18 protein-coding genes and 1 tRNA gene are annotated in these 22,230 nt (G+C 67.9%); 11 read left to right on the top strand and 8 right to left on the bottom strand.

All coding sequences use genetic code 11. The features are described 5' to 3' along the window. Positions 1-73: 73 nt before the first annotated feature. Positions 74-994, top strand: coding sequence for an oxidoreductase (locus F4561_RS27210; RefSeq protein ID WP_184584335.1), 921 nt, complete (start codon positions 74-76; stop codon positions 992-994). A 67-nt stretch (positions 995-1,061) separates the two neighbouring features. Here the strand turns inward: F4561_RS27210 and F4561_RS27205 are convergent, their stop codons facing one another. Both F4561_RS27205 and F4561_RS27200 read right to left on the bottom strand, forming a co-directional pair. Continuing rightward, the gene (locus F4561_RS27205; RefSeq protein WP_221446344.1) at positions 1,062-1,208 is read right to left on the bottom strand and encodes a hypothetical protein; all 147 of its coding nucleotides are present in this window, start codon (positions 1,206-1,208) and stop codon (positions 1,062-1,064) included. An 87-nt stretch (positions 1,209-1,295) separates the two neighbouring features. Continuing rightward, positions 1,296-2,150, bottom strand: a complete 855-nt coding sequence (locus tag F4561_RS27200; protein ID WP_184584331.1) for an NAD(P)H-binding protein — start codon at positions 2,148-2,150, stop codon at positions 1,296-1,298. 82 nt (positions 2,151-2,232) lie between these two features. Between F4561_RS27200 and F4561_RS27195 the strand changes: the two genes are divergently transcribed. The 3 genes from F4561_RS27195 (at position 2,233) to F4561_RS27185 (ending at position 4,769) form a co-directional block, all read left to right on the top strand. Continuing rightward, positions 2,233-3,189, top strand: a complete 957-nt coding sequence (locus F4561_RS27195; protein WP_184584329.1) for an AraC family transcriptional regulator — start codon at positions 2,233-2,235, stop codon at positions 3,187-3,189. A 219-nt stretch (positions 3,190-3,408) separates the two neighbouring features. Further along, the gene (locus F4561_RS27190) at positions 3,409-3,930 is read left to right on the top strand and encodes a hypothetical protein (protein ID WP_184584326.1); all 522 of its coding nucleotides are present in this window, start codon (positions 3,409-3,411) and stop codon (positions 3,928-3,930) included. Between the two features lie 41 nt (positions 3,931-3,971). Continuing rightward, positions 3,972-4,769, top strand: a complete 798-nt coding sequence (locus F4561_RS27185; protein ID WP_184584324.1) for a DUF2637 domain-containing protein — start codon at positions 3,972-3,974, stop codon at positions 4,767-4,769. 179 nt (positions 4,770-4,948) lie between these two features. On the opposite strand, the gene F4561_RS27180 is transcribed toward F4561_RS27185, so the two are convergent. Then, a complete protein-coding gene (locus tag F4561_RS27180) occupies positions 4,949-5,101 on the bottom strand; it encodes a hypothetical protein (protein WP_184584322.1) in 153 nt (50 codons plus the stop codon). A gap of 888 nt (positions 5,102-5,989) precedes the next feature. On the opposite strand from F4561_RS27180, the gene F4561_RS27175 reads away from it, so the two are divergent. Both F4561_RS27175 and F4561_RS27170 read left to right on the top strand, forming a co-directional pair. Next, positions 5,990-9,178, top strand: coding sequence for a type ISP restriction/modification enzyme (locus tag F4561_RS27175; protein WP_184584320.1), 3,189 nt, complete (start codon positions 5,990-5,992; stop codon positions 9,176-9,178). 92 nt (positions 9,179-9,270) lie between these two features. Next, on the top strand, positions 9,271-10,152 hold the full coding sequence (locus F4561_RS27170) for a hypothetical protein (protein WP_184584318.1): 882 nt from the start codon (positions 9,271-9,273) through the stop codon (positions 10,150-10,152). On the opposite strand, the gene F4561_RS27165 is transcribed toward F4561_RS27170, so the two are convergent. The 3 genes from F4561_RS27165 to F4561_RS27155 are packed head-to-tail and all read right to left on the bottom strand — an operon-like array spanning position 10,119 to position 13,130. Further along, positions 10,119-11,504 carry a hypothetical protein gene (locus F4561_RS27165; protein ID WP_184584317.1) on the bottom strand — a complete coding sequence of 462 codons (1,386 nt, stop codon included), beginning with the start codon at positions 11,502-11,504 and terminating at the stop codon, positions 10,119-10,121. The genes F4561_RS27170 and F4561_RS27165 overlap by 34 nt on opposite strands. Before the next feature lie 28 nt (positions 11,505-11,532). After that, on the bottom strand, positions 11,533-12,432 hold the full coding sequence (locus F4561_RS27160; RefSeq protein ID WP_184584315.1) for a nucleotidyl transferase AbiEii/AbiGii toxin family protein: 900 nt from the start codon (positions 12,430-12,432) through the stop codon (positions 11,533-11,535). After that, complete coding sequence (locus tag F4561_RS27155; RefSeq protein ID WP_184584313.1) at positions 12,429-13,130, bottom strand: type IV toxin-antitoxin system AbiEi family antitoxin domain-containing protein; 702 nt, start codon at positions 13,128-13,130, stop codon at positions 12,429-12,431. Before F4561_RS27155 ends, F4561_RS27160 begins: the two co-directional genes overlap by 4 nt. Before the next feature lie 273 nt (positions 13,131-13,403). Here F4561_RS27155 and F4561_RS27150 point away from each other — a divergent pair, with 273 nt between their 5' ends. After that, positions 13,404-14,693, top strand: a complete 1,290-nt coding sequence (locus tag F4561_RS27150) for a recombinase family protein (protein ID WP_184584311.1) — start codon at positions 13,404-13,406, stop codon at positions 14,691-14,693. A 218-nt stretch (positions 14,694-14,911) separates the two neighbouring features. On the opposite strand, the gene F4561_RS27145 is transcribed toward F4561_RS27150, so the two are convergent. After that, positions 14,912-14,996 (bottom strand) — tRNA-Leu (locus tag F4561_RS27145). 141 nt (positions 14,997-15,137) lie between these two features. Between F4561_RS27145 and F4561_RS27140 the strand changes: the two genes are divergently transcribed. From F4561_RS27140 to F4561_RS33465, 3 genes are all read left to right on the top strand, one after another. Further along, the gene (locus F4561_RS27140) at positions 15,138-16,460 is read left to right on the top strand and encodes a M20/M25/M40 family metallo-hydrolase (RefSeq protein WP_184584310.1); all 1,323 of its coding nucleotides are present in this window, start codon (positions 15,138-15,140) and stop codon (positions 16,458-16,460) included. A 253-nt stretch (positions 16,461-16,713) separates the two neighbouring features. Next, positions 16,714-17,682, top strand: a complete 969-nt coding sequence (locus F4561_RS27135) for a hypothetical protein (protein WP_184584308.1) — start codon at positions 16,714-16,716, stop codon at positions 17,680-17,682. A 621-nt stretch (positions 17,683-18,303) separates the two neighbouring features. Beyond that, positions 18,304-18,429 carry a hypothetical protein gene (locus F4561_RS33465; RefSeq protein ID WP_281384305.1) on the top strand — a complete coding sequence of 42 codons (126 nt, stop codon included), beginning with the start codon at positions 18,304-18,306 and terminating at the stop codon, positions 18,427-18,429. A 288-nt stretch (positions 18,430-18,717) separates the two neighbouring features. Here the strand turns inward: F4561_RS33465 and F4561_RS32130 are convergent, their stop codons facing one another. Further along, positions 18,718-18,903 (bottom strand): DUF5703 family protein, encoded by a 186-nt coding sequence (locus F4561_RS32130; protein WP_221446343.1) that lies wholly within the window; start codon positions 18,901-18,903, stop codon positions 18,718-18,720. Between the two features lie 244 nt (positions 18,904-19,147). Between F4561_RS32130 and topA the strand changes: the two genes are divergently transcribed. Continuing rightward, positions 19,148-22,012 carry a type I DNA topoisomerase gene (gene topA / locus F4561_RS27130; protein WP_184584306.1) on the top strand — a complete coding sequence of 955 codons (2,865 nt, stop codon included), beginning with the start codon at positions 19,148-19,150 and terminating at the stop codon, positions 22,010-22,012. The last annotated feature ends 218 nt before the right edge of the window (positions 22,013-22,230 follow it).

Raw genomic sequence — 22,230 nt, 5'->3', positions numbered from 1 at the left:
CGGAACCCGGCCAGTACTGGCAGCAAGTTGCCAAAAGCGGCGGTGTTGCCCCTCGCCGCGCCAGGCTGGTGGCATGACAACCACGACGAACACCACGACCGACGCCCCGAGCGCGGACGCCGCGGGTACGTGGCAGCTCGGCGACCGCACCGTCAACCGGATCGGTTTCGGCGCGATGCGCCTGACCGGCATGCCCTGGGACCCGGCGCCAAGGGACCGGGCCGACGCGATCGCCGTCCTGCGTCGCGCCGTCGAACTCGGCGTCAACCACATCGACACGGCCGCCTTCTACTTCCTGGCGACCCGCTCGGCCAACGAGCTGATCAGTACCGCGCTCCAGCCCTATCCCGACGCCCTGGTGATCACCACGAAGGTCGGCCCGAACCGTTCCGGCGAGGGTGAGGTCGAGCCCTACGCACGCCCCGACCAGCTGCGCGCACAGGTCGAGTTGAACATCCGCCAGCTCGGCCGCGACCACCTCGACATCGTGAACCTGCGCTGGGGCAGCGGTCTCGACAAAGAGCCCGGGTCCCTCGCCGAGCACGTCGGCGCCCTCGCCGACCTGCGCGAGGCGGGCCTGATCCGCCACATCGGCGTCTCCAACATCACCGCCGATCAGCTCACCGAGGCGATGGCGGTCACACCGGTGGTGTGCGTGCAGAACCAGTACGGCCTCACCGAACGCACCGACGACGACCTGGTCACCCTGACCCGCGAGCACGACATCGCGTTCGTTCCGTTCTTCGCCGTGGGCGGCTCCGCGCACGGCGTCTCCGAAGAGGCGGGCCAAGCGGAGGTCGCCGCCGTCGCCGAGGCCCACGGCGCCACCCCAGCACAGGTCCGGCTGGCCTGGACACTGCACCGCGGCCCGCACGTGCTGGCCATCCCGGGAACCGGCGACCCGGCGCACCTGGACGAGAACATCGCCGCCGGCGCCCTCCAGTTCAGCGACGACGAACTGGCCCGGCTCGACGGTGTCGCCCCTGCGGTATAGCGACGGCCGGGCCGCCACCACCGGGAACGCGCCGGTCCGGCCCGGCCCTCCGGTGCCGGCCCGGCGCTCAGGCGGCGGATCCCGCGTCGTCCCGCGCGGGCTCGCCGAAGGCGACCAGGATGAGCGTGCGTATCGGCAGGGCGAGCTGCGACAAGCCGAAGTGTTCGAAGAGCCACAACGCGAGGGTCAGGGCGGGGTGGATCGACAGCCACATGACGAACACCTGACCCAGGCGATGAGGACCGTGACCGCCGGTGGTCATGTCGGGCCTGGCGAGCTGTGCTCCGACTTCCCGAGCACGTCAGGCTCCACGAGAGGACTCAGCCTGGGCATCCCAGACTCCGGTAGTAGCGGTTTCACGGGCATACTCCGTGAAGTCGCGGGGTGGGCGGCCGAGAACGCGCTCGACGGTGTCGGTCACGTGGGCCCTGCGGCCGTCGAAGACCTCGACCATGAGGCCGGCCAGTTGCGTCGCGTACTCGGCCGGCACACCTCGTCCGGTCAGCGACAAGACGAACTGCTCGGACGTGACCGGCAGATAACGAACCTCCCTGCGGGTCACCCTCGCTATCTCGCCGACGGCATCGGCGAAGGTGAGCAGTCGTGGTCCGGTTACTTCGTGGATCCGGCCGGCATGGCCGCTCTCGGTCAGCGCCGCGACGGCGACATCCGCGATGTCCTCTGCGTCGGTGAACGGCTCGGCGACGTCGCCGGCCGGAAGCGCGACCACACCGGCCCGGACCAGCTCTACGAGGAACGCCTCGCTGAAGTTCTGCGTGATGAACCCTGCCCGCACGATGGTCCACTCCGCACCCGAGTCCCGCACCGCCTGTTCGCACCGCTCGGCCTCGGCAGAACCGCGGTCAGCCAGCAGGACGAGGTGCCGGACGCCGCAGGCTGCCGCGAGGTCCGCGAAGGACCCCATGGCCCTAGCTGCACCGGGGAACGCCGCATCGGGATAGAAGGCCACATAAGCTGCGTCCATGCCTCGCAGCGCGGGTTCCCATGTGGTGTCGTCCTGCCAGTCGAAAGGCGGCTCAGCACGCCGTGAGCCAACCCGTACCGGCACGTCACGCGCTACGAGCCCGGACACGACCCGGCGTCCGGTTTTGCCTGTCCCCGCGAGGACTAACGTTTTCGGTCCAGTCGCTGTCATGATCCACAGTCAACCGGAATGCCGGGCTACGGGCCATAGTCGAGGCTCGCAGGCCCATAATGGTGCGTCTTATACTGCGCTGATGGACCCCTTGTCGATCCTGCTCGACCGAGCCAGGGGCAGGGATGCGTTCGTGCTGCGGTCCATCCTGAACCCACCGTGGTCGGTGCAGGTACGGGACAGGGCGCCGCTCAACGTAGTGGCCATCCTGCGAGGGACGCCCTGGGTCGTCCCCAGCACTGGCGATGCGGTGCGAGTGGACGCAGGTGACATCGCGGTGATGCGTGGCCCGGACACGTTCACCTTTGCCGATAATCCCCGCACGCCGACCCAGGTGGTCGTGCAGCCCGGCCCCCGACGGACGACCGCAGCGGGCGCGGAGCTGCGCGAGGTCGCGGACATGGGTGTGCGCACCTGGGTCAACGGCACGCGAACCTGCGACGACGGCGCGGACGACTCCTCGGTGCTGCAGATCGGCAAGTACCGGGGACTGGGCGAGATCGCCACGCGCCTGCTCAGCGCGTTGCCGCCGCTTCTGGTCATCCCCGGTACCGTCCACGTCGAATCCGCGCTGGTGTCGCTACTCGCCGAGGAGACCGTGCGAAACGAGCCGGGCCAAGATCTCGTGCTCGAACGGCTTCTGGATCTCCTGCTGGTCGCCATCCTCCGCGAATGGTTCACCAGGCCCGATACCGACGCACCGGCCTGGTACCGAGCCAACGGGGATCCCGTCGTCGGGCCCGTCCTACGACTCATCCACAGCGACCCGGCCCATCCCTGGACGGTGGCCGCGCTCGCCCGGCGGACCGGGGTGTCCCGAGCGACGTTGGCCCGCCGCTTCACCGACCTCGTCGGCATGCCACCAATGGCATACCTCACCGGGTGGCGAATCGACCTGGCCGCCGAGCTCCTCGTGGAGTCGGACGCCACGATTGACACCGTAGCCCGTCAGGTCGGTTATGGCAGCGCGTTCGCGCTCAGCGCCGCTTTCAAACGAGCCCGCGGGATCAGTCCACAACGCCACCGTGACCGGACATGACCGCCGGTCTTGGGGCGAAACCACGATCATAGGCGCCAACCGCGTGCTTCCGGTGTTCCGACCGTCTCGCCCCCACGCCTCCAGTGCCACAGGACACGATGAAATGGCCCCCGCCCAGGGGAAACCACAGGCCACAGTCCCTTTGCGCTTCCCCGGGAGTACGCCCTGGCGAACAAGATCGAGCACCCGCGCAACGTCTACCTGCGCGAAGACCTACTGGTGCCCGAGCTGGACCCCTGGCTGGCGCGCGAGTTCGCCCCGGCCCGGCTCAACGCGACGATCGCCGCGATGGCGGCCAACCAGGGCGGCGACCAGCACGCAGCGGAGGAGCAGCGGATCCGCGCCGAGATCAAGGAGTGCGAACGCAAGCTACGCCAGTACCGCGAGGCGCTGGACGGGGGCACTGCGGCCTCGGCCGTCACCGAGTGGATCACCGAGGCGGAGAACCAGCGCCAAGCCGCCCAAACCCGACTCAGCCGGCTCCAAACCCCCAGCGACCGCCTGGACGAGGCCACCATCGCCCGGATGGTGCACGAGCTCGGCGACATCGTCCGGGTCCTCAACGAAGCCGACCCCAATGACAAAGCCGAGCTGTACCAACAGCTCGGCCTGAAGCTCACCTACGAACCCGATGAGCAGGAAGTGGAGGCCGAAGTGGCCCTCAGCCCACAGCTCATAGGAAATTCGAAAGTGTCCGAGGGGGGACTCGAACCATCCCCCCACAGGGCCCGGGCGGGCTGACCCTGTCCACGTCCATCGCGCTGGACGGGCGGTGACCTGGCATGGATACTTCCCGCTGGTCCCGCTGGACAACTATCGCCGCGGTGCTTCTTCTGGCCACGATCGCGGCCGTCGTCTCCTACTCCCACATGTACGACCTGGCGCTGCGCCACGGCGAACCCGAATGCCGGGCTGCATTGTTTCCACTGTCTGTGGACGGGACGGTGGTCGCGGCGTCGATGACGTTATTGTCCGACGCCCGGCAAGGACGCCGGGGAGGGTTCCTGCCGTGGAGCCTGCTGATCCTGGGCAGTCTCGCATCCCTCGCGGCCAACATCGCCGTGGCCGAGCCGACCGCGTGGTCGCGCATCATCCACGCCTGGCCATCGTTCGCGCTGATCGGGAGCTACGAACTCTTGATGTGCCAGTTCCGGGCGAGCTCCACTTGCGTACGCAACGCACACGCAGTGCGTACGCAGACCGAGGATGACCAGGCCGAGGAGGACCACCTCGCGAACTCGACCCCGGAGCCCGAGGACGCTACCGGTGCAGAGGAGTGGCCCGCACTGCGAGTGGTTCCGGCGCAGGGGGCCTCCTCGATGGCAGAGATCGTTGAGCCCGTCGCCACGGAGGTTGCACTGCCCAAGGTTCAGTGCGATGCCTGGGCATGGGCGCTGGCCCACCGCCGCGAGGACGGGTCTCTTCCCACAGGTGAGGAGTTGGCAGCTCAGTTCGGCCGTAAACCCAGGTGGGGCCGACTTGTCAAACAGAGGGGCGAACAGGGGCTCCTGACAACCACCGATGCGATGGCGGGGGAGCCCGACGGAGGTCTGGTGGTGACTTCTACCGTGTCAAGGTAGTTCGGCGCTTCAGCCGACCTGGGCGAATTCGCGTAGCCGCAGGTCAGAGACTCTCGTTGGGAGCCGTTCGACGCCGTTGAGCCCTCTTGAGACATCTTCCTGTCTCCATTTCGTCTCCACGTCGCCGGCGCGCCGGGACCGTCTCCACGATCGGCCGATTCCTGCGTCGGGGGTAGTGCTCACCGGCGCCGGGCTCCCGCGTGGCTGACGACCTGCGAGGGAATGCGAGTACCGATGTCCAGTCCGGTGTGGTCGCGCTGGCTCACCACCGCCACCGTCCTGCTGCTGGCCGCCAACGTCGCGGTGGCCGACCCGACCTCCTCCTGGCACACGTCCCCGGTAACACCTGGCGCCTCTACAAACTCCCTGCGTCGGCCACCCCGAGTCGCGCCTCGCCACCGGCGAAGGCATCACCCAGATCGGTATGGTCGACAGCGTTCGTCTCGGCCGGGTGCCCCCGGAGTCCGTTCAGCGCCTCTTGGCGGAAGCCGGCATGGACCATGTCACTCTGCTCCAGAGGCTGACCGCAAGCCATTGACCCCTCTGGAACCCGGTCCCATGCGCCTCACCGGTCGGATCTGTATATCGACCTTCGATTCGAAGACGCGAGGTCGGGGCGCGCGGACACAAGAGCCACGCGGGTGCGGGCCATGGCCTCGTCGCTGTGTTCAAGGATCGAAGCAGGCCGGGGTGGAAGAAGCAGATCAACTCCGAGCATGCCAAGCTCCGTGGTCCCTTGCGAAGGGACCAAAATGTCTGCACGATGCCCGTCCTTCACAAGCGCGAAGCCGGCGAAAAAGCATCTCGAGGATTACCAGGACACTTGGGTATCTCGTTTCCCATCAGCCCAGCGACTCACCTACCTCGTCAAACGGCGCAGGGGGTGTAACTCGCAGTGGTTAACAGAACTCGCAGTTTTATCTTCATGAACGTGGATCGCGCTTAAGGAGGTATGTCTAACCGGTGTGCCCGTTGACGTGTGGTGCTCATCGATTTCTCCTTGAAGTGTATGTCTGCATACATTTTGGGGAGTCGGTGCTGTGGTTGCTTTCTCGGATTCGGAAGATCCTATCGGCCTTCCTCGCACGTCTCGGAGTAGAGCTCCTGATGCGGTAGCGACGGTTGTTGAGCGATTCGGGCGAGAGGTTTCTGCGAAACTGGGGGCGGATGGTCAGGATGAGGACCAGCTGCGGGCCCCCTTCGAGAAATTACTCGAAGCGATGGCCGAACGGGTTGGCCTGAGTATTACCTGCCATGGTGAGGTGCGACTGAAAGGGCTGCGGGCGCGGCCCGACTACGGGATCGACGTAGGCCAAGCCTCCCCGGGCGAGGGGGCCAGGGTGGGCTATGTGGAGCTGAAAGCGCCATCGAAGCCGATTCCCCCCAGCCCGTTCCTCGCCGAGCATGACAAGGAACAGTGGCAGAAGTTCCAGCGGCTGCCCAATGTGCTCTACTGCAATGGCCTGCAATGGGCGCTTTTCCACTTTGGGAAACAGGCCGGGGAAACGGTCGAATTCAGCGGGGGATTCGGTAGGCGCCAGCGCCTGCGCGCGGCCGGTGACGCCTTCGAGCGGTTGGTCACCGAGTTTCTGCTCTGGGAGCCCGACCCCTTCTACACTTTGGACCAGCTCATCGGTGTCCTGGCCGGTCTGTGCCGCTCGTTGCGCGCGGAGGTCGCCGAGATCATCGAGATGGAGTCGCAACTCGATCCGTCCCGCCCGTTCACCCGGCTCGCCGAGGACTGGCGCGAGCTCCTTTTCCCTACTCTCGATCCCGGCCCCAGGTTCGCTGATGCCTATGCCCAAACGGTCACTTTTGCGTTGCTTTTGGCCCGCGAAGCGGGTGTGGAGTTCAGCGGACGTACCCCGCGCCAGATCGCGGAACTGCTCAGCAAGCACCACCCGCTGCTCGGCCAGGCCCTCGACGCGCTGACCCATCCGGGCACCATCAAGAACCTGACCGTTCTGCCGACCATCATCCAGGTGCTCACCCCCATCGACTGGCAGCACTTGATGGCCGGCCACCGTCACGCCCACATCGACCTCTACGAGACGTTCCTGGAGCGCTACGACCCGGAGCTGAGAAAGCAGAGCGGTGCCTACTACACCCCCGAACCCGCCGCGCGCTTCATCGCCGAGTTCGTCGATGAGGTGCTGAAGACCCGCCTGAACAAGAGGACCGGCCTTGCGGATGACTCCGTAACCACGTTGGATCCTGCGATGGGCACCGGAACCTTCCTGGCTTCGGTGACGAGAACGGCGGCACAGACCCTCACACACGAGCACGGCGAGGTGCACGCCCTCACCCACCTCAAAGAGCTGTACCGGCAGCGGCTGGTGGGGTTCGAGCGCAGCGCCGCCCCGTTCGCCGTCGCCGAACTGCGCCTGCACCAGCAGCTCAAGGAAACCTATGGGGCCGAGGTTCCTGAGGAGCATCGACGGTTTCTGATCAACACCCTGGACGACCCCTACTACCAGCACGCCCGCCTGGGCGCTGCCTACTCCGAGATCGCCGAATCGCGCAACCACGCCAACGCGGTGAAAAGCAGCGAACCGGTGATGGTGGTCCTGGGCAACCCGCCCTACATCGACCGCGCCAAGCAACGCGACGCCGCCCCATGGATCGAAAAGCGCCGCAACACAGTGGAGGCCGACCCGTTATGCCTGCGGCCCTCGATGGATGAGTTCCGCGAGGCCGGGCAAGGGCGACTCGACTACAAACTGGCCGGTGTCAGCACCTACTTCTGGCGCTGGGCCACCTGGAAGGTGTTCGACGCCCACCCGCAGCAGCCGGTCGGCATCGTCGCGTTCGTCAGCACCTCCTCTTATCTGACCCAGGCCGCGTTCGCCGGGATGCGCCGCTACCTGCGCGCGACCGCCGATGAAGGATGGATCATCGACCTCACCCCCGAGGGTCACCAGCCGGGTGTAGCCACGCGGCTGTTTCCCGGGGTGCAGCAACCGATCTGCATCGGGATCTTCGCCCGTTACGGCCCCCCGAACCCCGAGACCCCCGCGCGTATCCACCATGCCCAGCTCACCGGAAGCCGCGCCGCGAAACTCGCCGACCTCACCACCGATCCCGGGCTCCGATTGTCCGGTGAGCGGTGGCGGGCATGCGCCACCGGATGGACCAGCCCTTTTAGGCCGCAGGAAACCAACTGGCTGGCGCACCCCGCTCTCGGTGACCTGCTGCCCTGGCGGCAATCCGGCGTCGCACCCAACCGGACTTGGGTATATGCGCCCACACACGAGACACTGATGGCCCGCTGGAACCGGCTCTCCAGCGCCGACCCCGCTTCCAAAGACCACCTATTCAAAGCCACCACGGACCGAGACACCTCAACACAGCTCTCCGGCCTTGCGCCGATTCACCGCGAAAGGCAGGCTCCTGACAGCGTTTCCGTCTTGTTCCGCAGCTTCGACAGACAGCAGCTCATACACGACCCGCGCTTCGTGGACCGTCCACGCCCTGCTCTCTGGGACGTGCGGGGCGAACGTCAGGTCTTCGTCGTAGAGCAGCACGCTAACGCGATCTCCTCAGGCCCGGCTCTGCACTTCAGCGCTCTCGTCCCGGACGTAGATTGCTTCAAAGGACGTGGGGGACGGGTTCTTCCGCTGTACAGGGATCCCGACCATTTGGCCCCGAACCTCGCCCCCGGCCTGCTCGCCACGTTGCGTGACCGGATAGGCGCGCCGGTGACCGCCGGCGACCTCCTCGCCTACATCGCAGCCCTGGTCGCCCACCCCGGCTACACGCGGAAGTTCAGCGAACAACTCCGGGTCCCCGGAGTCCGCGTCCCGCTCACCAGCGACGCCAACCTATGGCGCTCAGCGGCCGAACTCGGCCGCGAAATCGTCTGGCTGCACACCTTCGGCGAGCGTTTCAGCGACCCGGCCGCCGGGCGCCCACCAGGCCCGCCCCGGCTGCCCCCCGCCCGCAGACCCCAGGTCCACGTCGAGATCCCCGATTCCCCCACCCGACTACCGGACCACATCACCCACGACATCGACCACGGCAACGCCGGCCAGCGCCTCTACGTCGGCCACGGCATCATAGACCCGGTGTCTCCCCAGGTGTGGGCCTACGACATCGGCGGCATGCGGGTGGTCCGCAAATGGTTCACCGCACGCCAGGCCACCCCACGACACAAACGCCGCAGCTCCCCACTAGACGACATCCGACACGACCGCTGGACACCCCAATTCACCGACGAGCTGATCGAGCTGCTCACCGTGCTCACCCGGCTGATCGACCACGAGCCAAGCCAGGCCCGACTACTCCAGGACGTGTGCGCAGGACCGCAGATCACCGTAGCCGACTTGGAAGAACACGGCGTCCTCCCCCCAGACCCGGGCTGTCGAAAACCTCCGCGCGGCTCAGGACAAGGCGAACTCCCCCTGCAATAGCAGCACACTGCCATAGAGAAAGGGGGACTTCTCCTGAATGGGAGACTTGGCAACAAGTGATTGGCCGGCTACGTGTCTACTTGGGACTAAGTATGGATATTGGCGAGTCGTGGGCCTACCGGGCTCGCAGAGCGGATCCGCTTGTTGAGGTCCGGGTGCTGAAGGTTGGCACCAAGAAGCCGGCGCGGGTCTTGGTCCGCTTCCTCGGCGAGGAGTTCGAAGGGCGCGAGGAGTGGGTCCCGCCGGCGCGGCTGAAGACACCGTGGGCATCAGTTGACGAATTCACCGCCCGGGAGGAGCGCTGGGACGCAGTTTGTTCGGCTTCTCCTGTCCGGGACACGGCGGCGGAAGGCGCTTCCGTCTCCCTGTTCGAAGAGCTGATCGATGACGACCTGGCGTCATTCGGTTTCAACAGCACGGCGGGTGTGACCACGATCCGTGATCCCGAAGGTCTGGCGCGTTTCCTGGGCCTCGGTGTTGAAGAGTTGCGTGCCGACCCGCTGTCCTTCGAGGAGAACGGTGCGCTCATCGTTCCGTGGTCGGTCACCGAGGTTATCTCCAAACAGGCTGCTCAACAGTACGCCGACCGCATCCTGCGCATGGTCGATGAAGAGGAGGAGCAGCAGCGGCAGGAGCGCATTCATGGGCGCTGGTATCCAGGGCGAGGAAGGAGCGAAGGCTCGTATATACCGCCGGAGATTCGCGCCGAAGTCGATGACGAAATCGGCAGACCACGCCGGGAGTTGCTACGTCATTGGTGTGGAGCCGAGGCTGCGGATCGCATGGAGGAGGTGAAGGAATTGCGGGCAGAGGTGCGCAGACTGGGAGGGCTGATCGAAGAAGCCGTCCGCGTGCTGCATCGGATCGGCGCCCCTGAGGCGGGTCGGATTGAGCGCGATCTGGGTGTGCCCGTTGAACAGTTGGCTACGGCGAGGCAACATCACCAGATTAAGCGATTCGCCCGAGGCGGGTGACGTGCTGTCAGGCCACGCGGCATGAACGGGTCGAGGTCCTCGGCGGCGATGGTGTCAGGAGTGAGGAACCCAAGCTCGTCGAGTTCTTTGAGAGGATCGATTTCCTCCGCCTCGTGCTGGGCCCAGTCTGCCCAATCGCCGATGCGTCGGCGGGTGGTCGCGTCGGTTTCCTCGTCGGCGTGATTGCGGAGTCCGGCAGCGTAGCTGCGCAGGTCGTGGGCGCGCCGCCAGGCTTCCGCCTGGTCGCGCACCCGGTTGCGGTTGAGCTCGGTCAGGTAGCGGCCTCGGGCATCGGCAACGGCTGACTTCCACTGATCGTGGAGTCGGCGTTCCTCTTCTTGGCGCCGGTGCCGTTCTTCCCGTGCCGTGTGGGCGGCGTCCTCGATTCTTCGGAAGACCTCGGGCAGCTTGTCGATCAACGTCCATCGCGTGCGATCGGCCCATCGTGAGGCGCCGCGCACGGTTCCGCGTTGGAGCTGGATCGCGAGGCGGCCAGAGGGAAGCGCGGTAGTCCGAGGGCTGACCCGCTGCCACGGGTACTTCTTCGTCCCTACTTCCTCATCGGGGTAGTGCTCGACATGGTCGTATTCCTCGTAGACGGTGAAGTCGTAGTGATCCTCGCCGATGCTGATGCGAAAGCCGGGGTGGGAGTCGGGGCGCAGACCGAACCCATGTCCGCGTCGACCGGCTTCTTCGGCGATCCCTTGCACGATCCGCAGTGCGCGAGTCCGCGCGGAAGCCGACACGTCGAGCCGCGACTCCTGCTCCAGCCGGGCGGCCGCGTCGTTGTTGCCGTCTACGGCATCGGGAATCGGCACTGTGGCCGACCGCTCGCGTCGCTGAGGACGGTCCTTGGACGCGACGAGGCGAATGGTCAGATCTCCGCGGTCGCGGCCGGTGTACTGCAGCAGGTACCCCTGCGGGACTTCACCGGTGGCGATGGCGTGATTGATGGCGCGCCGATAGGCGGCCCGAAGCTCGATGCTGGGGTCCTCAACCCGCAGGGCGCCACCAGTGATCTGAACTCGCTCGATGAGATCGTTGATCTCGACTTTCGCTCGGGGTAATGCGGTGGGCGAGTCGGCTGTGGTGGATGCCGAAGTCGCGGCCTTCCGGGATCGTCGTTCGATGTGGTCGGAGTATCGACCGTGGTCGAGGTAGTAGCGCCCGTCGTCGGTGATCGCGGCCGACCAGGTGCCGCCCTTCTTGGAAACCTTGACCAGTCCCCGTCCCTGTAGCGCCAAGGCGGAGGACTTGTGGGTGTGATCCGGCCAGTCCCGCTGTGGGTAGCCCTGCGCGATCCAGCGGAGAACCTCGAGCTGCTTTTCGTTGAGAGGGCTGTAGCGCGACACATCGACTCCGTCGGATCCCCGGGGCTTCCTAAGCTGAAGGTTCCCACGAGGCCGTGTGCGCATTCCAGGTCCCAGCAGCGGTCCGGTTCAGCAGCGGGTCAAGGAAGGGTTTCGCGAGGGCGAGTGCTTCGTCGAGCGTGGTGGCCGGGATGGCGTGGGCGCGGCGGGCTTCGGCGGGGTAGCCGCGTTCCCAGAGTTCCCTGTCGGGGACGGCGAACCGGGCGGGAAGGCTGAGTCCTCGGCGCCGGGCCTCGGAGTGTAGGGCCGTGGTCTGGGGGTGGGCGGGGATGGGGGTCTGGGTGATGACGGCGACGAGGTCGACCAGGTCCTTGAAACGGGTGGAGGGGCGGCGCTGGGGGCCGTGGGGTTCGAGGATGGCGCAGGTCTTGTCGGCGAGGTGGTCGACGAGGGGGTAGGCCTGGTAGCCGGGTCGGTCCAGGCCGGGGAGGTCGAGGGGGAGCAGGGCGGGGACCGCATCGGGAGTTCCGGTCATGCGGATGTTCTCGGCGACGAGGTCGACGTGGAAGCTGCTCCAGGTGGTGGTGCCGAGTCGAGCGGTGACCGAGATGCGCAGGCCGGTGGTGCCGTCGGCGACGGGGGTGGCGCGGCCGGTCTCGAAGCCGAACCAGTCGCCGAGGTCCAGCGCGGCGGCCTCACGCAGGGCCTGCTCGGCCTGGCTGGCGGTTGTGGCGCGGTAGAGGTCGATGTCGACGGTGCGCCGGACCGCGAGTTCGCGGGCGAGAAGTGCGGTTGCGCCTTTGACGATCCACTCGGAGTCGTGCTGATACAGCCGGGCGAGCAGGCGGTCATAGGCAAACTGGCGTTGCAGTTCGGCCAGGGGCCAGGGGCCGCGGGGGTGGGCGACTGCGCGCAGGCGGTCGGTGAGGGCGCGGCGAAACGCCGGTGGGGTGGTGTAGGGGAGGGTCACGGCGACGATGTGCTGCTTTCCTGGTCGATTGCTTCGTCAAGCCACTGGTGGCGTTCGGGGGTGCCGGTGAGGTCGAGGAGCCAGCGCAGTAGGGCAGGGCCGTCGCCGCGGCGCAGCCCGAAGCGCGCGGCGTGGAGGGTCAGAGCGTGGACGACGGTGACCGGATAGTCGTAGCCCTCCCTGAGGGCATCAGCGATGACGTGCCCGGCGGCGCCGGGGTCCTCGCGGTCGGTGAGCAGGTCGGCGGCGATGCGGGCGGGGCGGGTGACCGGCAGGCCGTGCAGAGTGGTCCACTCTGCCTCGGTCAGTCGGCTGCGGTGCAGGCGAAGATCGGGGCGGCGGGACTGACGGCGCGTGGGCAGGATGAACTCGTGGACATCGGCGGGCAGGTGCCCCAGCCCGTAGAGGGCGGCGGCTGAACGATGGGAGACGACACCGGTGTCGGGTGTGCGTTCCCACGCCGGGGTGTCGGGGGCGAGCTGGAGCCAGGCAGCGCGTAGGTCGAGGTGGTCGACGGGAGGTGCGCCGCGTAGCCGGTAGACGCCGTGGGCGATGCGTTCAACGGTGGCCCCGTCACTGGCGAGGCGGGCCAGGGTGCTCCAGGCCAGCCCGGTGGCCTCGGCCTGGCGTCGGGTGAACAGCCCCCACTGTTCCTCGGCGAGATCGGCGAGAGTGGCCATAGTCGTCGAACGGGACATGGCTGCATTTTATAGCGTTTAAGCAATAGAACGCAGCACTGCTTCAGCAGTCCTACTGCGAAGTGTCCATAAACGCTATACAGTGCAGTGTCGCAGCGTGGAAGCGTGCTATCGCAGCGGAAGCCAGGTCGTTCCTCTGATCGCTGTGCCCCAGAGCCGCTGCTTACTGAGCATCTCGTGGGCGCAGCATCCTCGCGCTGTCGCTTCTCTCTGGAAGTAGGCGGTGGAAAGACGCTGAAAGGGAAGGGCGTTCGGGCAGGTCAAAGGGGAGTCATGATTCGGTTTGCGTTTGTGGGGCGGGTGTCGACGGAGGATCTGCAGGATCCGGCCTCTTCGCGGCAGTGGCAGCGGCGTCGCGCTGAGCATCTGGTCGCGGGACACGGCAGCATCGTTGCTGAGTTCTTTGATGTGGGCCAGTCGCGGGCGGTGGCCTGGCCGCGGGGTCCGGAGTCGGCGCGGTTGCTGGCTGCGCTTGAGGATCCGGGCCGGGGGTTCGAGGTGGTGGTGGTCGGCGAGCCCCAGCGGGTGTTCTACGACAACCAGTATGGGCTGACGTTTCCACTGTTCGTGCACTTCGGCGTGCCGCTGTGGGTGCCGGAGGTGGGTGGGGCGATCGATCCGGACTCCGAGGCCCACATGTTGATCATGGCGGCGTATGCGGCGATGTCCAAGGCCGAGCGTCGGCGTATTCAGATCCGAGTGCATGCGGCCATGGCGGCCCAGGCCGAGCTGGAAGGGCGGTTTCTTGGCGGGCGTCCGCCGTACGGCTACCGGTTGGTCGACGCCGGTCCGCATCCGCGCCCGGATATGGCCGCACTGGGAGCGAGAACTCACCGCCTTGAGCTGGATCCGGTTACCGCTCCGGTGGTGCGGCGCATCTTCGAGTTGCGGCTGGCCGGTGATGGAGCCAAGCGGATCGCTACCGTGTTGAACGCCGAGGGCGTGCCCTGCCCGGCGGCGCAGGATCCGGCGCGCAACTGGCACCGCACCGGTCAGGGCTGGGAGCCGGGGACGGTGCTGGCGCTGCTGTCCAACCCGCGCTACACCGGCCACCAGGTCTGGAACAGGCAGTCCAAGGCCGAGCGGCTGCTCGATGTGCACAACGTGGGGTTGGGCACGCGCACCGTGCTGCGCTGGAATCCGAGCGAGAAGTGGGTCTACTCCGAGCGAAAGGCCCATCCGGCGATCGGGAGCAGGGCCGAGTTCCGCGCCGCGCAGACCACACCCGCCGTCCGTGGACGGCCGCGCACCTACCTGCTACGAGGGCTGCTGCGCTGCGGGCTGTGCGGGCGCGCGATGGAAGGGGCCTGGAACAACGGACGGGCCAACTACCGCTGCACCGCCCGACGTGCCCCAGAGCACCTGGTCGAGGGGACGACGCGCAACGTCTACGTGCGTGAGGACGCCGTCACCACCCACCTCGGCGCGCTGCTGATTCGCGCTACGGCACCGCCGGGCGTCCCCTTCGACCAGGCCGACATCCCCGCGACGCGCCCGCGCAGGTCGCCGCCTGCCGTGCGGCCGGACTGCGACTCGACTACGACCCGGTCCGCCGCTCACTGAGCACAGGCACGGAGGAGGACCAGATCGTGCTCCGGCTGTGACCCCCGCTACCCGGCAGCCCCATATGCGACCCACCGAGCCGAACCTCCACGGAGGGTTATGCAGCACACCTGAGTACTGAACGCGCACTGCTCGCGGCAACACATGAAAAATCCCAGGGCGCCAGGCCCTGGGGTCGAGATATCCTGTATTTCTATGCAGATTCATGCATAGTTACGTGTCCGAGGGGGGACTTGAACCCCCATGCCCTTAACGGGCACTAGCACCTCAAGCTAGCGCGTCTACCTATTCCGCCACCCGGACCTGGGCGTCGGGCGCTGTTGCGCCGGACAGGGTTAACAATAGCAAAGGTCGGCGGTGCCTCGTGCATCATTTATCTGGTGGTCTCGTCCGTGGGATCGTCGATGGGAGACACGGCTACCCCCGAGAGGAGTTGGCGTAGGCATGGCGGACGTGAGTGGGTCGCTGAGTCAGGCCGAGACTGAGGTTGTGGGGTTGTGCCAGGACCTCATCGCCATGGACACCTCCAACTACGGGGACCACTCCGGGCCGGGGGAGCGGGTGGCCGCGGAGTATGTGGCGGGCAAGCTCGATGAGGTCGGGGTGGAGGCCACGATCTACGAGTCGCATCCGGGGCGGAGCAGTGTCGTCTCCCGGATCGCTGGCGCGGACCCGGGCCGGCCGCCCTTGTTGATCCATGGGCACCTGGACGTCGTTCCGGCCGACGCCGCCGACTGGACGCGCCACCCCTTCTCCGGGGAGGTCGCCGACGGATGCGTGTGGGGGCGCGGGGCCATCGACATGAAGGACATGGACGCCATGACGCTCGCGGTGCTCCGGCAACGCCTGCGCGAAGGGCGCATCCCGCCGCGGGACATCGTCCTCGCGTTCGTCGCCGACGAGGAGGCGGGGGGCGCCTGGGGCGCGCAGTGGCTGGTGTCCAACCATCCCGACCTGTTCGCGGACTGCACCGAAGCGATCAGCGAGGTGGGCGGGTTCAGCTTCACCGTCAACGACAACCGGCGCCTCTACCTCATCGAGACCGCGGAAAAGGGCATCGCGTGGATGCGGCTGCGGGCACGCGGAACCGCGGGGCACGGGTCGATGCTCAACGATGACAACGCTGTGACCGAGCTCGCCGACGCGGTCGCGCGCCTCGGTCGGCACGAGTTCCCCGTGCAGCTGACGAAGACGGTCCGGACGTTCCTGGAGGAGGTCTGCGAGGCGTTCGGCGTGGAGTTCGACGAGAACGATGCCGAGTCGACCGTCGCCCGGCTCGCCCCCATCGCCAGCATGATCGGTGCCACTCTCTACAACACGGTCAACCCGACCGCCCTGAGCGGCGGCTACAAAGCCAACGTGATCCCCGGCGCCGCCGAGGCCCAGGTCGACGGCCGGTTCCTGCCCGGCATGGAGGACGAGTTCTTCGCCGAGGTCGACCGCCTCCTCGGCCCCAAGGTCAGCCGGGAGTTCATCCGCCACCTTCCCGCGGTCGAGACGGATTTCTCGGGCGGGATCGTCGGTGCCATGGCGGATTCGCTGCGCGCCGAGGACCCGGGGGCGCACGCGGTGCCGTATTGCCTCTCGGGCGGCACCGACGCGAAGAGCTTCCAGCAGTTGGGGATCCGCAACTTCGGCTTCGCCCCTCTCAAGCTGCCGCCGGATCTCAACTTCGCCGGCATGTTCCACGGTGTCGACGAGCGCGTCCCGGTCGATGGGCTGCGTTTCGGCGTGCGGGTGCTGGACCGGTTCCTCGACATGGCCTGAGCGCGCTCCGGAAAATCCGCTCCGGCAGAGTTTCGCCGCACCCCCTATGTTGCTTAGGGTGATGATAATATAACTGTCAGTTTACGGGGGTTCTCCGTTCTGATTGAGCGGCCGCGGTGCCGCTGCCACCCACGCATCAAGCCGAAGGGGATCTGTGGTGCTCAGGAACCGGCACTGGCGGGCTCTGCCTGCTCGGGCGGTTCGGCTTCCCACGGGGCCGGCACCGCGTCGGCTCTTGGTCCTGGCAGGGCTGATGGCGGGTAGTTGGCTGCTCGGGAGCGCCGCCGGGGCGGCGGCGGAGGAGGACACCCCGGGTGTCCTTCCCGCGATCTCCGGTGTCTCGGAGGTGGTCGGCGCCGCCGACCACGGCGAGAGCGCTGGCGGCGCTGCGGAGACGACGGAAGCGGCGGATCCGGGCGCGGCCGCCGAGGAGGGCGCCGCGGAGCCGGTCGCGGACATCGGCCGGGATGCCGTTGGCACTCCCGGCCCCGATAGCCGAGACGAACGCACCGCCGCACCGGTCAGCGAGACGATCCAGCAGACCGGCACGGGCACCCAACGCGCCCTCAATGACGTGGCGCACGGCGCGGGCGAGACTGTTTCCACGACCGGCGCCGAGACGGCGGAACCCGGCCGCCCTACCCGGCAGCGGGACGATGCGGCGCAGCGCGGCACTGGACTCGTCGAACCCGTCACCGACGCTCCGCGCGAACTGGTCGGAACGCTCCGCGGGCAGGAGCAGGCCGGCGGGGATAGTGGGGAAAGCGCCGGTCCGCTGCCCGGACCGCACGTTTTCGAGGGCGGGCGCACCGAGGCCGGGAGCCGCACCGAAGGCGGCACTGGTGCGGCGGAGGGCGGCGGTCCCGAAGGGGCCGGCGACCGTTCCCAGGAGGCGGGCTCCCGGCACGGAACGGAGGACGCGGAGCTCGCGCGCAGCACCGCCGTGCTGGCAGCGGCCCGCGACTCCGGTGGGCGCGGCGAGGCCGGGCCCGGCGCTACGACCAGGTCCGCTCCGCAGGTGCACGATCAGGGGGCCGGAGGGTCCGACCCGCCCGCGACCACCTCGTCGTCCTCCTCGCTGCCGGGTCCGGCGGCGGCCGCGGGATACCTGATGTCCCGCGGCGACACCGTGCAGGCGGCCGCCCACCGGGTGGCGCTGCCGGATGATCCCTACGTGGCCGTGCGCGACACGACTGACGATCCTTCGTTCTCGCCTGACTAGTCCGTTCATGTTCCGGCATGCGCGCCCGGTGGCCTCAGATGTCCGGGTACCCGGACAGCAGCCGGAATCGCGTGCGAGCGCCACCGCGAGCGGGGATCCCGCCCGCCGCGCCTGCGCGCAGACCACCCAGTACCCCAGACCCAGGACATGCCCATGGCACGGAAATGCAGGACAGCGCGCGTGACGTTGAACGACGCTGGTCGGCGGCCCACCACGGCCACCACCGGCGCCGGCTTGGCGGCGCACGCCGGAAACCCGGTTCCCGTGACCGCCGCGGGCAGGGGCACTCTTCCGGTCGGCCCTCGCCTGTCGGCCGGCGGCTAGCACTCCTTCGGCCGCCCGGTCCCTCGCGGACCGGGGGCTGACGTGAGTCCCGCGGTGTGGCCAGGCCGCGGGACTCACGTCAGCCCCCGCTCATCCAGAGCGGGGCTGAGCGGGCGTGGGCCACGCCCGCATCCGGGCGTGGCCGTTGCGCGCCCTCGTTCCCGCCGGGACGTATCCGCCAGATGCGCCGGCGGGTGATCGCCGGCCGCGGATGCCGCCGCCCCAGCCAGGGGCGGGCGCGTCCGTAGCCCTCGCACGTACTCATCCTGTCCGCATACTCAGTCGCAAAGGACGCACATGCCTAGGTTGATCGCGCGTGCCGGGGAGGTCCAGGAGAAGCTGTCCGGCCTGCCGGCGGAGGACGCCGACCGCGACCCGGTGAGGCGGGTCGCCGAGCCCGGCGGGCTCAGCGTCGACCAGTAGGAGCGATCGCCGCGCGCCGACCGGCGCGCGGCGCGCGACCGGCGTGCGGTCCGGTGCCGCCATCTCCCGCCCTGAAAGGGATGCGGTGGACTGGCGTGGGACGGTGGGCACCGCGACCGTCACGCCGACTGGCGAGTTCTCTCGGAATAGGTCCGGGGGGACTCGCCGCTTATTGTGAGGGAAAGCGGTACCTGGTCGCCAGGTGTGTCAATCGTGGCCGTATCCGGACAGGAACCGGAGCGCCGCGGCGCACGGAATCCGCGGCGAACGCCGACGGAGTGACGTAACTCACATTGTGCGCGTCTGCCGGATGATTTTTCGCCGGAGCGTTATGCGTCGACTTCCGTTGGGGTAGAGGCGGACTCGCGCGAGTTCCCATCTCCCGTACTCAGCATGCTCGGCCAGGGCCTGGCGCGCGGCACTTCGTGAGGTACCGCGCGCGAAGCGGAGTTCCCGGTACTCGTACTCAAGCATTGCGCTTATTCTGCGTCTGCTGGCCGGGTTCGCGCCATAGCGTGCGTGCACACTGGTCAGTGGATTCGCGTTGCTGCGCACCCAGGGCATTGCCGCGAGACCGCTGAACGACGCGGTCGCCCGGGCTTGGGAAGCGGACCTCGCGGGGTTCGGTTACCGTCAGTTGCTGGGGGATCCGATGGCTCGCGGTCCGGCCGACCGGATCGCACAGACAGCACAAGGCTAGACCTAGGGGAAGAAGAGCGTGCCACCCACGAAGGGCAACGCCGGCAAGAACGGCTCGAAGGACACCGGTACCGGGTCTGGAGGTTCCGGCGGAGGCAACCGGCTTGTCATCGTCGAGTCGCCCGCCAAGGTCAAGACGATCGCTGGCTACCTCGGCCGCGGGTACATCGTGGAGTCCAGCATTGGCCATATCCGCGACCTGCCGACCAAGGCCGCCGAGATCCCGGCGCGCTACAAAGGCGAGCCGTGGGCGCGGCTGGGAGTGAACGTCGAGCGGGATTTCGAGCCGCTCTATGTCGTCAACACCGACAAGAAGCAGCACGTCAAGAAGCTCAAAGAGCTTATGGCCGAGGCCGACGAGCTCATCCTGGCCATGGACGAGGACCGTGAAGGTGAGGCGATCGCCTGGCATCTGCGCGAGGAGCTGAAGCCCAAGATCCCGGTGCGGCGCATGGTCTTCAACGAGATCACCCGCGAGGCGATCGAGCACGCCGCCCAGAATACCCGCGACCTTAACCTGCGCCTGGTCAGCGCGCAGGAGACCCGCCGGATCCTCGACCGCCTCTACGGCTACGAGGTCTCCCCGGTGCTGTGGAAGAAGGTCATGCCGAAGCTGTCGGCGGGTCGTGTGCAGTCCGTTGCCACGCGCCTGGTGGTGGAGCGCGAGCGCGAGCGGATCGCGTTCACCTCGGCCGAGTACTGGGGGCTCAAGGCCGTCTTCGACGCTTCCGGCCACGGCACGGCCGAGGACCCCGCGACCTTCGTCGCCAACCTGGTCGCCCTCGACGGCGACCGGGTGGCGGTGGGCCGCGACTTCACCTCCGACGGTGTGCTCCGCTCCAGCTCTGGAGTGCTGCATCTGGAGGAGGAGACCGCGCGTGCCCTGGCCGGCCGCCTCGCCGGAGCCGACTACGCGGTCCGCTCGGTGGAGCGCAAGCCCTATAAGCGCTCTCCCTACGCCCCGTTCCGCACCACCACGCTGCAGCAGGAGGCCTCGCGCAAGCTCGGGCTCTCCGCGAAGCAGACGATGCAGGTTGCCCAGCGGCTCTACGAGAACGGCTACATCACCTACATGCGCACCGACAGCATCACCCTGTCGGACAGCGCGATCGCGGCCGCCCGCGACCAGGCCACCCGGCTCTACGGGGCCGACTACCTGCCGTCGAAGCCGCGCGTCTACTCCAGCAAGGTCAAGAACGCCCAGGAGGCGCACGAGGCCGTCCGCCCGGCGGGCGACTCGTTCCGGACACCCGCCGAGACCGGGCTGACCGGTCCGGAGTTCCGACTGTACGAGCTGATCTGGAAGCGCACTGTCGCCTCCCAGATGAAGGACGCCGTGGGCGAGTCCGTCACGGTAAAGGTCGCCGGCACGTCCAGCGCGGGTGAGCTGGCCGAGTTCACCGCCACCGGGAAGGTCATCACCTTCCACGGGTTCCTCAAGGCCTACGTCGAGGGGGCCGACGACCCCGAGGCCGAGCTCGACGACCGCGAGCGCCGGCTGCCGCCGGTCGCCGAGGACGACCCGCTCAAGGCCGAGAGTCTCGATCCCGAGGGGCACACCACCCGTCCGCCCGCGCGCTACACCGAGGCGACTCTGGTCAAGGAGCTCGAGGACCGCGAGATCGGCCGCCCGTCGACCTACGCGTCGATCATCGGGACCATCCTGGACCGCGGGTACGTGTTCAAGAAGGGCTCGGCGCTGGTGCCGTCCTTCCTGGCGTTCGCGGTGGTGCAGCTCCTGGAGCGGCACTTCTCGAACCTGGTCGACTACGACTTCACCGCCCGCATGGAGGACGTCCTCGACGGCATCGCGCGCGGCGAGAACGAGAGCCTGCCGTGGCTGCGCCGGTTCTACTTCGGCGGCGACGACGAAACCGGGCTGCGCGACCTGGTGGGCGACAACCTCGGCGAGATCGACCCGAAGGAGGTCAGTTCCTTCCCGCTGCCCGGTACCGACATCGTCATGCGGGTGGGCCGCTACGGCCCCTACATGGAGCGCGATGGCGAGCGGGTGAACATTCCCGAGGACCTGGCCCCCGACGAGCTCACCAAGGAGAAGGCCGAGGAGATCTTCGCGCAGCCCAGCGGTGAGCGGGAGCTGGGGGCCGACCCCGAGACCGGGCGCACCGTCCTCGTCAAGGTCGGTCGCTTCGGCCCGTACGTCACCGAGGTCCTGGAGGAGCCCGAGAACGGCGCGGCTGATGCGAACACCAAGCCCAAGTCGAAGGCCAAGAGCAAGTCCGCGCCGAAGCCGCGTACGGCGTCGCTGCTGAAGTCGATGTCGGTCGACGAGATCACCCTCGACGACGCACTGCGGCTGCTGTCCCTGCCGCGCGTGGTGGGAGAGATCGACGGTGAGGAGGTCACGGCGCAGAACGGCCGGTTCGGCCCATACCTGCGCAAGGGATCCGACAGCCGTTCGCTGGAGAGTGAGGAGCAGATCTTCAGCGTCACGATTGACGAGGCCAAGGAGATCTTCGCCAAGCCGAAGCAGCGCGGCCGCCGTGCCGCCGCAGCGCCGCTGCGTGAGCTCGGTACCGATCCCGTCAGCGAGAAGCCGATGGTGATCAAGGACGGCAGGTTCGGCCCGTACGTCACCGACGGCTCCGTCAACGCCTCCCTGCGCCGGGGGGACGATGTCGAGTCCATCACCGACGAGCGGGCGGCCGAGTTGCTGGCGGAGCGCCGCGCGAAGGCACCGGAGAAGAAGCCGGCGGCCAAGAAGAGCACCGCCAAGAGCGGGAGCGGTGGCGCCGCCTCGACCAAGAGCACCGCCAAGACCAGTAAGAACGGCGCGAAAAGCACCGCCAAGAGCGGGTCCGGGGCCAGCACGTCCGGCGGTGCCAAGAAGGGCTCGAAGAGCGGCGGCACCGAGGGCGCCTGAGCCGCGCACTGGCGCCTGGTGCGTGCGCAGCGGGGGTAGCGCGGACACGCTGCGGGCAGTACAGTGCCGCGAACGCACCAAAAAGCGCGTTCGCGGCATTCGTGCTATTTGTGCAGGTCGACGACGAGCATTCGGCAGCTCGTGCCCGGTGCCACAGTCCGTACTAGGCTGGCCGTGACGCACGAGAGCGCTGATGTGTCCGCTGCGTCGTCGAATCG

The organism is Lipingzhangella halophila (genome assembly GCF_014203805.1).
GTDB classification, from domain to species: Bacteria; Actinomycetota; Actinomycetes; order Streptosporangiales; family Streptosporangiaceae; genus Lipingzhangella; species Lipingzhangella halophila.
This window is presented reverse-complemented; position numbering and strand designations above follow the sequence as displayed.

What these genes read in the sequence shown, in the direction of transcription:
- F4561_RS27155 (WP_184584313.1), bottom strand. Translation starts at nt 13,130, where the DNA reads ATGTCCCGTTCGACGACTATGGCCACTCTCGCCGATCTCGCCGAGGAA.
- F4561_RS27135 (WP_184584308.1), top strand. Translation starts at nt 16,714, where the DNA reads ATGGCGGGTAGTTGGCTGCTCGGGAGCGCCGCCGGGGCGGCGGCGGAG.
- F4561_RS27200 (WP_184584331.1), bottom strand. Translation starts at nt 2,150, where the DNA reads ATGACAGCGACTGGACCGAAAACGTTAGTCCTCGCGGGGACAGGCAAA.
- F4561_RS27185 (WP_184584324.1), top strand. Translation starts at nt 3,972, where the DNA reads ATGGATACTTCCCGCTGGTCCCGCTGGACAACTATCGCCGCGGTGCTT.
- F4561_RS27170 (WP_184584318.1), top strand. Translation starts at nt 9,271, where the DNA reads ATGGATATTGGCGAGTCGTGGGCCTACCGGGCTCGCAGAGCGGATCCG.
- F4561_RS27175 (WP_184584320.1), top strand. Translation starts at nt 5,990, where the DNA reads ATGGCCGAACGGGTTGGCCTGAGTATTACCTGCCATGGTGAGGTGCGA.
- F4561_RS32130 (WP_221446343.1), bottom strand. Translation starts at nt 18,903, where the DNA reads ATGCTTGAGTACGAGTACCGGGAACTCCGCTTCGCGCGCGGTACCTCA.
- F4561_RS27195 (WP_184584329.1), top strand. Translation starts at nt 2,233, where the DNA reads ATGGACCCCTTGTCGATCCTGCTCGACCGAGCCAGGGGCAGGGATGCG.
- F4561_RS27205 (WP_221446344.1), bottom strand. Translation starts at nt 1,208, where the DNA reads ATGTGGCTGTCGATCCACCCCGCCCTGACCCTCGCGTTGTGGCTCTTC.
- F4561_RS27210 (WP_184584335.1), top strand. Translation starts at nt 74, where the DNA reads ATGACAACCACGACGAACACCACGACCGACGCCCCGAGCGCGGACGCC.
- F4561_RS27140 (WP_184584310.1), top strand. Translation starts at nt 15,138, where the DNA reads ATGGCGGACGTGAGTGGGTCGCTGAGTCAGGCCGAGACTGAGGTTGTG.
- F4561_RS33465 (WP_281384305.1), top strand. Translation starts at nt 18,304, where the DNA reads ATGCCTAGGTTGATCGCGCGTGCCGGGGAGGTCCAGGAGAAGCTGTCC.
- F4561_RS27150 (WP_184584311.1), top strand. Translation starts at nt 13,404, where the DNA reads ATGATTCGGTTTGCGTTTGTGGGGCGGGTGTCGACGGAGGATCTGCAG.